This is a genomic window from Arthrobacter sp. S39 (assembly GCF_004320525.1).
GTDB lineage: Bacteria > Actinomycetota > Actinomycetes > Actinomycetales > Micrococcaceae > Arthrobacter.
Map to the genome: position 1 here is coordinate 214,361 of NZ_SIHX01000002.1, position 12,826 is coordinate 227,186.

The following is a 12,826-nucleotide window of genomic DNA, read 5'->3' on the forward strand; positions in this document are numbered from 1 at the left end:
CTCAGAATCCGGCCAGCAGGGGAGTGCTGGTGCTTCAGTTTATATCGTTGTAAATTGGCCCGATGACACTTGCGCAGACGCCGCCGATGGGCTGGAACAGCTGGGACTGCTACGGCACCACCGTGACGGAGGAGGAGGTGCTGGCCAACGCCGCTTTTATGGCTGAGCATCTGCTCCCGTATGGCTGGGACACCGTGGTGGTGGATATCCAGTGGTACGAACCGGCGGCGCGGGCCGGCGGCTACAACGACGGCGCCGTACTGGAGCTGGACCGTTTCGGCAGGCAGCTTCCCGCCGTCAACCGCTTCCCCTCCGCGGCGGACGGCAGGGGATTCGGGCCCCTCGCCGAGCGGATCCACGGCATGCGCCTGAAATTCGGGCTTCACATCATGCGCGGCATTCCCCGCCAGGCCGTCCGGGACAGGCTGCCCGTTGAAGGCGCCGACGCCACGGCTGACCAGGTCGCCGACACGTCCTCCACGTGCGAGTGGAACACCGATAACTTCGGCCTCAACCACGGCCACCCCGGCGCGCAGGCCTACTACGACTCCCAGCTGCGGCTGTTCGCGGAGTGGGGCGTGGACTTCGTCAAGGCCGACGACATGCTGGGGCCGTACTTCGCTGCGGAGATTGCCTCCTACCAGCGGGCCATTTCGCGCTCCGGCCGGGACATGGTGCTCAGCCTGTCGCCGGGCCGTGCTCTCTCCTTGGCCCACCTGGAACACCTCCGCGGCAACGCCCAGATGTGGCGCGTCTCCGATGATCTCTGGGATGTCTGGGACGACGTTGAGGCCCAGTTCGCGCGGATGGCCCGCTGGGCGCCGCACCAGCGTGAGGGCGCGTGGGCGGATGCCGACATGCTCCCGGTGGGGCGGATCGCGCTGCGGGCCGAGCGCGGCGGTGAGCGGCTCAGCCGCCTGACCCTGGACGAGCAGCGGACCATGCTGACGCTCTGGTGCGTCTCGCGGTCGCCGCTGATGCTCGGCTGCGACCTGCCGTCGTCGCCGCCCGAGACGCTGGCACTCCTGACCAACACCGACCTCCTGGATGTGCTCAACGCGAGCCGCAACAACCGTGAACTGCTCCGCGACGGCGGCCTGGTGCTGTGGGCGGCGGAGAGCACGACGTCGGAGGACCGCTTCGTCGCGGCCTTCAACACCGGGGAAGCGGACCTGGTCCGGACGGTTCCGTTGGGCGATTTGGGTGTGGATGCTGGTGTCCTACGGGGCGAAGCCCGGGAGGCATGGAGCGGGGAGCACGCCGCGCTCGGGCTCAGGGATGGATTGCCCGCCCTCGAAGTGAAGCTGCCCGCGCACGGTGCGAAGCTCTATCGCTTCCCCGCCCACTAAGCGCGAACGTACATTTGAGCACCCGCGCCGGACCGCGAACGTACACTTCCGGCCCGGGCCCCAAGTGTACGTTCGCGCATAAACCGATGAACTCGCCGGTTCAGCCATCCTGCCAGTGCGGCGGGGCGGACAGGCCAGGCGGCACGAGGGTTGTGCTGCTGCCCCGGGCCGAGTTGAGCTGCGGCTGGGTGACGAACAGTGCAGCGGCGAGGTCGGCGCCTTCGAGCCTTGCGTCCCGGAGATCCGCACCCAGCAGGTCCGCGCCCGCAAGGTCGCTGCCGCGCAGGTCGGCAGCAATCAGGCAGGCGCCCCGCAGGTCCGCCCCGCACAGTTTCCGGGCGCGCAGGTTGGCGCCCGCCAGGTCGGAGCCGGGGTGGAGCGCGGCATCCAGCTGGTCGGTTCCAGCAGCAAAGTAGCCCGCGCGCACTTCCTCGCTGACCGCCACCAGCATGGTCCTGACCGCCGAGTGGAGGCTCTCGAGGTCGCAGGCCAGCAGCCCCGGCAGGGGACCGCGGGTAAGGTCCCCGATAACCGTCCGGAGGTCCTTCGCTTCCCGGGCGGCGTCGGCGTCGAACGTCTTTTCCTGTGCCTCAGCCAGGTGCCAGAGCATCTCGTGCAGCTGCCGCGTGACCTTGAACGCGGCGAACATGTCCTGCCGGGAGTCCGGGGCGTCGCGCCAGCTGATGCCGGAGAACAGCTGCTGGGACACGGCCTGGCCGGCCCCGAAGCAGTCGAAAACCGTGCAGCCGCGGAATCCGCGGGGCCGCAGCCGGTCATGGATGGTGCAGGAAAAGTCCTGGTCCAGGTTCGGGCAGGGGGTGGCGGCGGGCTTGTCGATGGCAAAATCCGCGGACCGGGCAAAGCCGAAGGCGGTACAGCACAGCGCGAAGCAGTTGCTGCAGTCCGGGCGAAGGCTGTCCCGTCCGGGGCCAGGTGTGGTGCCTGAATGGTTTTGTGTCGTGTACATGGGTTCTCCCGAGGGTGGTTCCGGTGTGTGCGGGGAGAGGGGGAACTCGTGGCGAGTTCCCCTTGTGGGCACGCGGAATCAGCGCTCCTGGACGGGATGGCCGGCGGAGCTGTGGGAGGCTGCGGGAACTCTGGGTCACAGAGACATATGAAGAATCACTGCGGTCCAGAATACTCGCGGGATGGCCTGCTGTCAGGCGGCTTTGACCAGGGGGAGTTCGTCCCAGTGGGTGGTGTAACGCGGGGAGCGCATGCCGCGCTTCATGCTCCAGTCCGGTCCGCCGCGGATGCCTGCGTGGCCCAGCCCGATGGAGCCGCGGCCGTAGCGGCGGGCGATGTCTTCAAGGAGGGGGCCGATGTTGCGTTCCTCGTGCGGGTTTTCGAAGATTTCCAGGGGTTTTTGGTTTCCGGTGGGCCGCAGGTCCGTGACCATGATCCCGGCGCGGGCGTAGTTCACGCCTTCGTGGATGGCGGGCAGCAGGGCGTGGGCGGCCTTGGTCAGGATCACCGGGTCTGCGGTGGGCATGGGGAGCGGGACGCAGACGGAGGGGTAGGAGGTGTCCTTGGGGTTGTAGTGCGAGGTGCCGGCGAAGGCTGTGAGGACCTTGGCCTGGAGGTGGTGTTTGGCGAGTCGGGCGCTGGCCTGCTGGCCGTAGACGCTCAGGACCTGGCGGAGTTCGGCGGTGGTGGTGATGGGGGTGGAGAACGAGCGGGAGAAGATCAGCTGGTCCCGGCCCACGCGCTCCTCTTCCATGGGAATGCAGGGGGTGCCCTGCAGTTCCAGGACGGTCCTCATCAGCACCACGGAGAATTTGTCGCGGATCCGGACGGGGTCCGCCCGGCTGAGGTCAAGGATGGAATGGATGCCGATCGCGTTCAGGCGTTTGGTCAGGCGCGTGGCCACTCCCCAGAGTTCGACGACGGAGAGGCCCGCCATGAGTACCTCCCGCCGGGCCGGGGGCACCGAATCCCAGCGGCAGACGCCGTCGAACGCGGGGTTGTGCTTGGCCCATTTGTTGGCGAGCTTGGCCAGTGTCTTGGTCCGGGCGATGCCAACGCAGACGGGGACCCCCACGTTCCGGGCGGCGGCGGCTTTTATGTCCCGGCCCAGCTGGAGCAGTGCCTCGGGGGAGCCTTTGACGCCCAGGAAGGCCTCGTCGATGCTGTAGACCTCCAGCCAGGCGGAGTACCGGCCCAGGAGTTCCATCACGCGGGCGCTGATGTCGCCGTACAGCTCGTAGTTGCTGGACCTGGCAATCAGCCCCCACTCTTTCGCCCGTGGCGCGATCTTGAACCACGGCTCCCCGACCCCGATGCCCAGGGCCTTGGCTTCCGGGGAGCGGGTGACGGCACAGCCGTCGTTGTTGGACAGCACTACCAGCGGTTTGCCCTCGAGGGACGGGTCAAACGCGCGTTCCGCGCTGGCGTAGAAGCAGTTCACGTCCACCAGGGCGATCTCCTGCATTTGACGCATCAGTGCTGGTTTAGACATGGGGCCGGCCGCCGCTCTCGGTAGAGTTTCGGCTATGGACACCGAGGTGAAAGTTCGCCAGGCGCGCGTCGAGGACGCTCCCGGGATGGCACGCATGCATGTGCGGTCGTGGCGTGAGACGTACCGCGGTGTGATGTCGGACAGCGTCCTCGACGACCCGGAGCTGCCCGCCTACCGGGAACGGTTTTGGACGGCCGCGCTCAGCGACGAGCGCTACCGGGCGAACCGCGTCGCGGTGGCCGAGCGCGGCGGCGAAGTGGTCGGGATTGCGATGGCGGGGCCCCCGCAGGACTCCGGGGTGCAGTGGGGGACGCACCTGTATGTGCTGTACGTCCTCGCGGCCGAGCATGGGACCGGCGCCGGGGCTGCCCTCCTCGATGCCGTCATCGGCCCGAACGAAGCTGCCGCACTCTGGGTGGCCGATCCGAATCCCCGGGCGCAGGCGTTCTATCGCAAGCACGGGTTTGTGGCGGACGGGACCGTGATGGTGGACGACGGCGTGCGCGAGATCCGCATGGTGCGGCTCCTCTGAACGCGCCCTCGGACCCCCGCTGAAATTCCGCGTCCTAGACATGGTGCAGGCACCTTGTGGCGACGCCCCAGATGGTCAGCTCGCTGAGGCTTGGCACGCGGATGTCCGGGTAGCGGGGGTTCTCTGCCTGCAACACCACGCCCGTGGCGGTGATGCGGAGCCGCTTGACGGTCAGTTCGCCGTCCAGGACAGCGATGACCACGGAGCCGTCCTTGGGTTCCAGCGCCCGGTTGACGATGAGTTCGTCGCCGTCGCTGATCCCTGCCCGTTCCATCGAGTCGCCGGTCACGCGGACAACGAAGGTGCTGGTGATGTCCTTGATGAGGTGTTCGTTCAGGTCGATCCGGCCGTCGAAGTAGTCCTGGGCAGGCGATGGGTAGCCCGCGGCGACCGCCACCGGGGCTATCAGCACCAGCCGCAAGGAGAGGCCCGCATCTATCACACGGGGACCGACAACAACGCCCACAACACACCTTTATTCGAATATATGTTCGATACATTGAGTGTACAGGCCGGGGGAGACAGTGGCGTGGCTGGATCGCAACTCCCACGAGAATTGGCCGCGGACCACAGGTCGGTGCGTGAACCATGATGGGAGCACTGCCCGGGTGTTAGGGCTGACTTCGGAGCGCCCCTCCTCGGGAGAAGCCGGGACTGTTGGTCAGGGGAGCGGAGTGGGGAGAAGCCAGTTCAGGGCCTCATCGCGGGAGGTGAAAAAGCGCGTTGGGCACGGCAGGGTCTGGCGTGCGATGGTGAAATTGGCAATGACCCGGTCAACCGGACTTGAGCCAAGCAAGGCAATACGCGAAGCGGCGCAGGGGATCTGGAAAGCGGACTTGGCCTGACGGGTCACGGCTTTTGTGGTCCCCATGTCGACCAACATCGGATATTCGGAACCGCCGGCAATTTCATTGAGCGTTGCCATGGCCCCGTGCACGTCATCACCGTCCAGAACGATCCCGGGTTTCCATTTGAGATGGATTATTCCGTCGACACTGAGTTCGATTGTGCCCTTGCCGCCATCAACAGTGATTGGTTCCATTTCTGCTCCCCAGCATTTTCTCTAAGCCCAGCTTTACTGTCAGCGTAGATCGGGATGACCAGTAGAGAATCCTTTAACGAGGGGTTTCATGCACAATTCATTCGCCAATTACTGGGCCGGTGCCAGGGTCAATGATCATTTCATCCCTTCATCTCCTATGAATGCGGGTACGCACCCTATATGCTCCGGTCAGCATCCACTTATGAGGGAGCGCAATGAAACGGGTTAAGTTGTGGCAATTCATAGTTCCGTGCCTGCTTATCACCATGCTGCTGACATCATGCGGCGACAACGTGACCGGCGGACCGGGAACTGCGGAACCCACGCCGAACCCCACCAGCTCAACCACTGGTTATGTCAGCAGCCGCGTCACAGGCGGTGGCCCTTTCGCGTGCGTTGACTGGGTCCGGTTCGCGACCCCTCAGGACCAATACGACAACGCCGGCGTGGTGCTCATCGGAAGGTCTGTAGGCCCGGCCGGCGAAACCAGCATTTACGGTTCCAAAGCCACCACCCACGTTGTAGAAGTCGAGCAGGTCTTCAAGGGGAATCCCGGAGGGGGGAACCTGCGCATCTCCTCCATGCCCCCGACCTGCACGGGAGGCGAAACGTATCCGGACGGCGATCCGCTTGATACAGCTGAAAGAGTCATTATCTTTGCGACCAAGCAGGGCGGCGAGTGGTTCACCCATACCCCTGCGCAAGGGGTCCTTCCTTTCCCGCACGGCGCAGAGATTCCCTTTCACTAGTGGGAGCCGACCCCAACCTTGAGCGGGCAGCATCCTTTGAATTGGGGGACCAAGTATGGTCAGCATTATGCGTGAACTTGGGGCTGAGGGAACTACGGCGGGGAAGGGTTCCGACTTCGTGGCGGCACTCTCGGTTTTTTCGGCGCTATGGATGGTCGGCTGCGCTCCTGAACCGCCAGCGCCGGATCTGAACCTTCGGGAGTCTTTCGCTCGAAGCGTCGTGGCCGCGGCCACCTCAGGCTCCGTGGAGCAGGTCGAGAGGCTCGCACCGGACGACTTCGTCAATGTCCGTTCTGAGGCCCAGAGGCTGGTCGACTCCATGAACGCCTGGGACCCGGCCTCCGTGGATGTCAGGATCAGCAACGATTTCCCCGAAGTCGCGCATGTCCAGGCGCTAGTGCCTGGCGGGACGGCACACGTTGGATACGTGATCTCGTGGAGCCGCGAACGCTGGGCACTTTTAATCGGGACCGCGAGCCACCCGGTGACCGGCGGGGCAAAACCCGGCATCGCCGGAGACGAATCTCATCTGAAGTCGAAAATTCCGAAATGATCGGTGTTCCTTGGGGAGCCCCGCATGGACAAACTCGAGTGCACGAGAGGGGTCCTCAGCCGGCTATTCCCCGCGGGGTTCGCGTCGGCGCCATGGATTAGGGTGTCGGTATGGAGTGCCGGATCAACGAAGTTGTGGTCCATTACGTCGAGCATGGCGTCGGCGTGCCGCTCGTTGCGTTACACGGCGCCGGTGTTGATCATCGCGAGATCGAGGCGGCGCTTGAGGCCATCGTTCCCGACACGGGATACCGGCGGATCTATCCGGATCTGCCGGGGATGGGCCTGTCGACGACCGGCGGCCTGACCTGCAACGACGACGTGGTGATGCTGCTCGGCGATTTCATCGATCGCCTGGGCGCGGGACCTGTGATGCTGCTCGGGCACTCGTACGGTGCCTACCTGGCTCGTGGAGTGGCTGCTCGGCGACCGGACACAGTACTCGGACTGGCGTTGTTGTGCCCTGTCGCCGAGCGGTCGGGCAGCGTGCCGGGCCACGACGTGGTTCGCGAGGACGCCGATGCGTACGACGAACTCGAACCCGCACAGCGGGCGGGGTTCGAGGAGTACTTTGTCTTGCGAACACGGGCCACGGCTCGCCGTTATCGAGACCGCGTTGCGCCGGGTACGGCGCTTGTGGATGAGGCTGGCTTAGGGCGCATCTTCGCCGGGTGGACGGTCGACGTCGGGTCGACCTCGTTCTCTGCGCCGACCTTGGTCGTCGCGGGACGACGCGATGCGGTCGTCGGGTATGCCGACGCGGCCGAATTGCTCGAGCGGTACCCGCACGCCACCCTGGCCGTCGTCGAGGACGCCGGCCATGCGCTCATGCACGAGCGGCCCGAACTGCTCGCCGCGTTGTTCGGCGACTGGCTCGATCGAGCTCGACCCAAAGACGACTGACCGGCCTTGGTGTGCAGTTCATCGGGGGGACTGACAGGGGGAACGCTCTCCGGTCACGAACTTGCGGGCACGATGGCAGTCATTGCCGACAACCTCGTTGACCGATTGGGACCGGTGGGGCAGGCTGTGATGACATCAACGGAGAGGGGACCCTGATGAAGTGGCCTCGCGCCTCGGCCACCGTCGCCGCGCTTCTCACTTTCGCCCTTGCCGGATGCCACCCGGCAGCAGTCCCTCTCACGGTCGGATCGTCCGCGGCAGTGGCAACCCCGTCATCGTCGGAGCTGGTGGCCATCGTCCGGGCCGCCGTCGAGGATCGCAACGGCACAGTCCTCGACAATCCCCCCGCCCCGCGCCTCAGGGACGGGCAGACGACGGCGGCCTACCGGGCCAAGCGCGAGCGGGACTTGTCAGTGGTTACCCGGTCGAAGTCCGGCTTCAAGTCAACCGGCTTCTGGTACACGTCCTTTTCGACGACGATCGCAGTGGAGTCGATCGACGTGAGCGGCTCCCAGGCGAGCGTCCGATTCAATGAATTGACCGAGGAATACCTGGCCTCGTCGGCGAACGGGCCGAGCAGCGTCCCGAGTGGTTACTCCTTGCCGCAGACCGCAACGTTTCTGGCGTCGGCGGACGGATGGCAGCTGGATAGCATCGCCCCTTCCGTTCACGGGCACGGCTTGCCCATGTCCGTCGTCGAAGGCTGAGAACTGCCCCGTTAGACGGTCGGCTACAGCATTACCCCATCATTGAGGCGGAGCTTTGCGGAGCGGCGGGGGATGCCCTGGGCCCAGAATGCGATCATCAGTCCTGCGGCAGCGGCTCCGCCGGCGTGGATGAGCGGCGAAGACCACGACCCTTCCGGGGCGGGCAGTATGAGGGCCAATACGACGGCGGCCACCGACAGGAGGACTTCCACACCCGTTTGCAGAAGATGAGCACGGAAGTCCGGGTAGGCAAGGCGAATCGGGACCAGCGGAAGCAGGAAAATCGCGAGGCTGAAAACGAGGAATAGTCCAATAAACCCGTTGAGCATGAAGATCGCCAAGCCCAGAACCAGCAGCGCCAGAAACTTCAGGACTCGGACTACTGGGAGCTTGTTCTCCGGAGTCCATCGGCTGAGCAGGAGTCCCCACGCCGGGAGTCCGAGGAGCCAGCCTCCGCACCAGAAGCCAAGATCCAGGAACGCCAGCATCACGAGCAGGGCACCGGGCAGCAGGAACGCTACGGTCTGGCGCGGTGACGGCATTCTTCCGACGGGACCGAAGATGCAGGCGCCGATCAGAAAGTAGGCAGCAACGTAGCCGGGCAGCAGCTGGATAGCCGGCATCTGGGACAAGCCATGGACCAGAAGCGTGACAGCGATGACCATGACGCACACGGCGGCGAACGTCCAAGGCTGACGGTGGGCAGTGGCGTTCACAGCTCGACCCCACCCACGCCTCGCACCCTCCTGCTCGAAATGCAACCCGCCACGGGATGCCCCTGGCAGACAGAGTTAGATCGGGCCAGCGTGCTAGTTGGCTTGGTCGCGGAGATGCGGGCCAAAGGATTCCCTACGCCCAATTACGAACCATAGAACCGAACCAAGAAATGGCAGAGCAAGGACAATCAAAGCCCACACGACGGTCCCGCCAGTGGCGTGTGTCTTATTCCGCGCAATGCTCACCAGCGCGGCGATGAACAGGACTGCGTTCAGAATCAGAAAGAGTCCGAGAGTGCCCCAGCCAGGCACGAGTTGAATTGCTTCCGATGTGGATAGCGTCAGTAACATTTTTCCCCCGAAATAGTGATCCAACGTCCCGTAACCCTATCTTCGGCGTTCCGCATGGCAAAGGGAACAACGAATCAGATACCGCGCATAACTCTAAGGGCTCCAGCCGTCCCGTACGTTGCCTCTAAATCGTCCCGTTAGCAGGTCCGTTATAGGAACATTTACCGGACGGTGCGCTTACAAGGTCTTGGCCAAGCTCAACAGTAGGAGGCCGAAGCGTGCGCCGAAGCTGATTGGATGGCGGCGAGGAAGGTACTACTGTTGCTGGTGATCCTGCCCTAGCGCGTCAGACACCGGCAATGGCGCGCCGTCTCTGGAGAGGGAGGCCGCCCGTTCGAGCCGGGCCAGGACCCGTAACTCGATCCTTTACCGGGCGCCCCCGATGCCTATTCGGGCGTTTGAAACGGTCATCTGTAGCCGGATACCGCCTTAATGTCCTCTGGGTCGTGCCCCGCGACAACATCCTCGACCAAACGCTCACGTTACTGGCTGTCTAATCAAAAGTACGGACCACTGAAATGCGTCTCGCCAGGGGTGAAGCCCTAGGCTAAGGCTGATCGTAATAACAGGGGGTAAGCGACTTGAGCAGCGTAGAAGCCGTAGATGATCACTATGAAAATCACTTTGGCGGCAAACCCGATCTGATGATTTCCCTCGATCTTCGTTGGACCACCGAGCTGACCAATTATGACTACGAGGATCTGGCCGCGCTGTTCGATAGCGAATACGAAGAGGGCTGGGGGAAGTGGAGCCCTAAAACCGGTTACGGATATGCCCGCGGTGAGCTCCACGCTCTGGCCAGAAGCAGGGGACAACTTCTCGGCTACGCGGCGACTGCACGACGCTTCATCGGTGTAGGGCGGAAGGAAGTGCTCATTGCTGGAACGGGCGGAGTCATCACCCGGAAAGATTCAAGAGGAACCGGTGTCGGCCGCCAGGTCCTGGCCGCGCTCCAAGAAGCCAATCGCGAGTTCGCTCCAGCTGATTTCGGGTTCCTCGGCTGCCGCGAAGCCGTTGTGCCCTTCTACGAAGCCTGCGGTTACGCCCGTCTGCATAAGCTCACCAAAGACGTGTCCCCGCAGGACGCGATGACCGTAATCAGGAGCAATGGCCCCACCATGATTTGTGCCGGAACGAAACCCATAAGCAGCTGGCCAGATGGAACCATTGACCTTAGAGGGCTCCCTTGGTGACCTACAGGAGTTGCCCGTAAGCCGGTCCATCAACGGGACACGTGCCGTCGATGGGTGCCGGATCGCGATCGCTGTGTTTACAAGACCATGCGATTCCCACATGACCCACCCGCAAAACTGCCCGGTGAAGGGACCCTACACGCTACGCCCCGGGGCATGCTCATCGGATACGCCCGTGTCTCCACCACGAGTCGAAAGAAAACCTGGCTCAGCTCACAGTTCACTGACGGCGCGCACGGTCATGCGACAGCGACCCAGTAGCGGCGCTTGCCGTTGCGAGTGTCCTCGTAGACACCGCCGTTCTTTTCGATGGTCCCCCGTGAGCCGGCGTTATTCTCGTCGCACGTAAGAAGGACCCGGGAGATTCCCAGTTCCCGGGCGATCGGCAGGGCATCAGCCAGCGCCTTCGCTGCGTGGCCGCGCCGCCTCGCGGAGGGCCTCACGCTATAGCCGATGTGTCCACCTTGGTTGAGGAGGGCATCGTTCAGTTCGTGCCTGATGGCCAGGGAGCCAAGGAATGTGTCGCCCTCCACGATCCACAAGTACGTGCAGGGTACATGCCCCGGCTTGCGCGGGCTCTCCGGCAAGGCATCGTTGAGGAGGGCGTCGACAAACCGGCGGAACGACTGGGCGTCTTTGAGGTCTTCCAGCGGCCAGTCCTCCGCGCCGCCGCCGTCCCGGTGGGCCCCGTCAAATTCTGCGGATCCTTCCAGCCAGGAGGAGTGGTAACTGACGTCCGGAGCGATAAGGAGAGGCATCACAATATCGTATTCGACGGGCTATTCATTCTTCCGTCTGGTGGTCGGGCAGTACCTGCTGGCACCGCTGGCCGGACTGATACTACGGACTCTAAACTGGATCATGACCGGTGCCCCTGCCCGTCTTCTGGCGTGGCTCGTCGTCCTGGCGACCCTCCTCACGGCCTGCACGCCCGCCGTCGACCTCGACGAGGCCGCCACCGAGCGAGCGATCACGGCTTCCTCGGCCCCGCCGGCCGACGTCGATCCCTCCCCCCAACCCACCCCTACAGCCACGCCGACGCCGACGGCGGTACCCACGCCACCCCCGGTGCCCCAGGCGTTCGCCGTCAACCTCTACCAGGAGGGGGACTTCGTGCCTCAGTACACCTTCGACTGGTGTGTGGCGGCCAGCATCCAGATGGCGCACAACCTCATCGATGACACGGGCGGCGCTTCGTGGGCCGATCCTGCCCAGCAGGGTGAGCTGTGGGAGATGGCCCGGGCGCGGTCGTCCAACTCGTTCAACGGTGCCAACCCGCTCGGTTGGGCCCAGGTGCTGACCGAGGTCGGGATGGGGCCATACACCGTGGTCAGCATCGCCGACCGTGATCAGGCCCTGCAGACCGCGGCCCGCGCCATCGCCGCCACGGGCCGGCCAGTCGGGCTGGTCATGTGGAGCGGTCGCCACGCATGGGTGATGAGCGGGTTCGAGTCGCTCGGCGACCCCGCCCAATTCCCGGAGTTCTCGGTCACCGGCGTCCGCGTCCAGGATCCGCTCTATCCGCACGGCAGCGGGCAGTGGGGTCCGTCGCCCGCGCCGAACAGCCTGCTCACCCCCGAGCAGCTGGCGACACAGTTCGTAGTCCGCGAGCCGCGACGGTGGAGCAGCGACCTGCCGGCCGGCTACCTGATGGTGCTGCCGCTCGCCGCGAGCTGATCAGGCCCCATGCGCAAAATCATGCTGATGTCGTCGGTTTCCCTGGACGGATTCTTCGAGGGGCCGGACCGGGACATCAGCTGGCATTTGGTGAACGAGGAATTGAGCCGCTACTTGAACGAGGAGTTCCGGACGATGGGAGCCTTCATGTTCGGGCGGGTCACCTATGAGCTGATGGCCGGTGTATGGCCCACGGCCGACAGGCATCCGGACCTCTCGGCGTCCCAGATCGAGTTCGCCGGGATCTGGCTCGACATGCCCAAGTTCCTCTTTTCGCGGACCGTCACGGAGGCGGGCTGGAACACCACGGTGATTCACGACGTCGTGCCTGAACAGATAGCGGAACTGAAGGCGCAGCCCGGCGGCGACATAGTCCTCAGCGGCGCCAATTTGGCCGCCACGTTCATGCGGCAGGGTCTCATCGACGAATTTCAGATTTTCGTCCATCCCGTGGTTCTGGGCCAGGGCCGGCGGCTGTTCGAGGTCGCTGACGTCCGGGTGAACCTCAATCTTGAGGGGACGCGGACGTTCAGTAACGGCGTGGTTTCGCTCCGCTATTCGGTCGACCGCGCGTAAGAAGCCCAGCCGTCGCCACCG

Annotated in this window: 15 protein-coding genes; 9 read left to right on the forward strand and 6 right to left on the reverse strand. The window is 64.4% G+C overall.

The window, feature by feature from the left end; translation table 11 throughout:
* Positions 1-62 precede the first annotated feature (62 nt).
* On the forward strand, positions 63-1,349 hold the full coding sequence (locus tag EYS21_RS04935) for a glycoside hydrolase family 27 protein (protein WP_131132088.1): 1,287 nt from the start codon (positions 63-65) through the stop codon (positions 1,347-1,349).
* A gap of 100 nt (positions 1,350-1,449) precedes the next feature.
* Here EYS21_RS04935 and EYS21_RS04940 read toward each other — a convergent pair whose 3' ends face one another.
* Together EYS21_RS04940 and EYS21_RS04945 are read right to left on the reverse strand one after the other, a co-directional pair.
* Positions 1,450-2,316: a pentapeptide repeat-containing protein gene (locus tag EYS21_RS04940; protein ID WP_131132089.1), complete on the reverse strand. Its 867-nt coding sequence runs from the start codon at positions 2,314-2,316 to the stop codon at positions 1,450-1,452.
* Between the two features lie 192 nt (positions 2,317-2,508).
* A complete protein-coding gene (locus EYS21_RS04945; RefSeq protein ID WP_207307680.1) occupies positions 2,509-3,807 on the reverse strand; it encodes a Y-family DNA polymerase in 1,299 nt (432 codons plus the stop codon).
* 94 nt (positions 3,808-3,901) lie between these two features.
* Here EYS21_RS04945 and EYS21_RS04950 point away from each other — a divergent pair, with 94 nt between their 5' ends.
* Positions 3,902-4,339 (forward strand): GNAT family N-acetyltransferase, encoded by a 438-nt coding sequence (locus tag EYS21_RS04950; RefSeq protein WP_242633294.1) that lies wholly within the window; start codon positions 3,902-3,904, stop codon positions 4,337-4,339.
* 34 nt (positions 4,340-4,373) lie between these two features.
* On the opposite strand, the gene umuD is transcribed toward EYS21_RS04950, so the two are convergent.
* Both umuD and EYS21_RS04960 read right to left on the reverse strand, forming a co-directional pair.
* Entirely contained in the window at positions 4,374-4,805 is a 432-nt protein-coding gene (gene umuD, locus EYS21_RS04955) for a translesion error-prone DNA polymerase V autoproteolytic subunit (RefSeq protein WP_131132090.1), read from the reverse strand.
* Between the two features lie 195 nt (positions 4,806-5,000).
* On the reverse strand, positions 5,001-5,381 hold the full coding sequence (locus tag EYS21_RS04960) for an STAS/SEC14 domain-containing protein (RefSeq protein WP_131132091.1): 381 nt from the start codon (positions 5,379-5,381) through the stop codon (positions 5,001-5,003).
* Positions 5,382-5,647: 266 nt separating this feature from the next.
* Here EYS21_RS04960 and EYS21_RS04965 point away from each other — a divergent pair, with 266 nt between their 5' ends.
* The 4 genes from EYS21_RS04965 to EYS21_RS04980 all read left to right on the forward strand — a co-directional run bounded on the left by EYS21_RS04965 (position 5,648) and on the right by EYS21_RS04980 (position 8,292).
* Positions 5,648-6,130 (forward strand): hypothetical protein, encoded by a 483-nt coding sequence (locus tag EYS21_RS04965; RefSeq protein WP_131132092.1) that lies wholly within the window; start codon positions 5,648-5,650, stop codon positions 6,128-6,130.
* Between the two features lie 55 nt (positions 6,131-6,185).
* Complete coding sequence (locus EYS21_RS04970) at positions 6,186-6,683, forward strand: hypothetical protein (protein WP_131132093.1); 498 nt, start codon at positions 6,186-6,188, stop codon at positions 6,681-6,683.
* Positions 6,684-6,793: 110 nt separating this feature from the next.
* Positions 6,794-7,585 (forward strand): alpha/beta hydrolase, encoded by a 792-nt coding sequence (locus EYS21_RS04975; RefSeq protein WP_131132094.1) that lies wholly within the window; start codon positions 6,794-6,796, stop codon positions 7,583-7,585.
* A gap of 155 nt (positions 7,586-7,740) precedes the next feature.
* A complete protein-coding gene (locus EYS21_RS04980; RefSeq protein ID WP_131132095.1) occupies positions 7,741-8,292 on the forward strand; it encodes a hypothetical protein in 552 nt (183 codons plus the stop codon).
* A gap of 23 nt (positions 8,293-8,315) precedes the next feature.
* Here the strand turns inward: EYS21_RS04980 and EYS21_RS04985 are convergent, their stop codons facing one another.
* Positions 8,316-9,008 carry a hypothetical protein gene (locus tag EYS21_RS04985; RefSeq protein WP_131132096.1) on the reverse strand — a complete coding sequence of 231 codons (693 nt, stop codon included), beginning with the start codon at positions 9,006-9,008 and terminating at the stop codon, positions 8,316-8,318.
* Positions 9,009-9,940: 932 nt separating this feature from the next.
* Between EYS21_RS04985 and EYS21_RS04995 the strand changes: the two genes are divergently transcribed.
* On the forward strand, positions 9,941-10,552 hold the full coding sequence (locus tag EYS21_RS04995; RefSeq protein ID WP_131132098.1) for a GNAT family N-acetyltransferase: 612 nt from the start codon (positions 9,941-9,943) through the stop codon (positions 10,550-10,552).
* Between the two features lie 239 nt (positions 10,553-10,791).
* On the opposite strand, the gene EYS21_RS05000 is transcribed toward EYS21_RS04995, so the two are convergent.
* Entirely contained in the window at positions 10,792-11,310 is a 519-nt protein-coding gene (locus tag EYS21_RS05000) for a GNAT family N-acetyltransferase (RefSeq protein ID WP_131132099.1), read from the reverse strand.
* Between the two features lie 103 nt (positions 11,311-11,413).
* Between EYS21_RS05000 and EYS21_RS05005 the strand changes: the two genes are divergently transcribed.
* Positions 11,414-12,229, forward strand: coding sequence for a hypothetical protein (locus EYS21_RS05005; RefSeq protein ID WP_131132384.1), 816 nt, complete (start codon positions 11,414-11,416; stop codon positions 12,227-12,229).
* A gap of 9 nt (positions 12,230-12,238) precedes the next feature.
* A complete protein-coding gene (locus EYS21_RS05010) occupies positions 12,239-12,805 on the forward strand; it encodes a dihydrofolate reductase family protein (protein WP_131132100.1) in 567 nt (188 codons plus the stop codon).
* Positions 12,806-12,826 lie beyond the last annotated feature (21 nt).

Coding starts and splice junctions, on each gene's coding strand:
- EYS21_RS04970 (WP_131132093.1), top strand. CDS start 6,186: ATGGTCAGCATTATGCGTGAACTTGGGGCTGAGGGAACTACGGCGGGG.
- EYS21_RS04965 (WP_131132092.1), top strand. CDS start 5,648: ATGCTGCTGACATCATGCGGCGACAACGTGACCGGCGGACCGGGAACT.
- EYS21_RS04975 (WP_131132094.1), top strand. CDS start 6,794: ATGGAGTGCCGGATCAACGAAGTTGTGGTCCATTACGTCGAGCATGGC.
- EYS21_RS04950 (WP_242633294.1), top strand. CDS start 3,902: ATGCATGTGCGGTCGTGGCGTGAGACGTACCGCGGTGTGATGTCGGAC.
- EYS21_RS05010 (WP_131132100.1), top strand. CDS start 12,239: ATGCGCAAAATCATGCTGATGTCGTCGGTTTCCCTGGACGGATTCTTC.
- EYS21_RS04960 (WP_131132091.1), bottom strand. CDS start 5,381: ATGGAACCAATCACTGTTGATGGCGGCAAGGGCACAATCGAACTCAGT.
- EYS21_RS04980 (WP_131132095.1), top strand. CDS start 7,741: ATGAAGTGGCCTCGCGCCTCGGCCACCGTCGCCGCGCTTCTCACTTTC.
- EYS21_RS05005 (WP_131132384.1), top strand. CDS start 11,414: ATGACCGGTGCCCCTGCCCGTCTTCTGGCGTGGCTCGTCGTCCTGGCG.
- EYS21_RS04935 (WP_131132088.1), top strand. CDS start 63: ATGACACTTGCGCAGACGCCGCCGATGGGCTGGAACAGCTGGGACTGC.
- EYS21_RS05000 (WP_131132099.1), bottom strand. CDS start 11,310: ATGCCTCTCCTTATCGCTCCGGACGTCAGTTACCACTCCTCCTGGCTG.
- EYS21_RS04945 (WP_207307680.1), bottom strand. CDS start 3,807: ATGTCTAAACCAGCACTGATGCGTCAAATGCAGGAGATCGCCCTGGTG.
- EYS21_RS04940 (WP_131132089.1), bottom strand. CDS start 2,316: ATGTACACGACACAAAACCATTCAGGCACCACACCTGGCCCCGGACGG.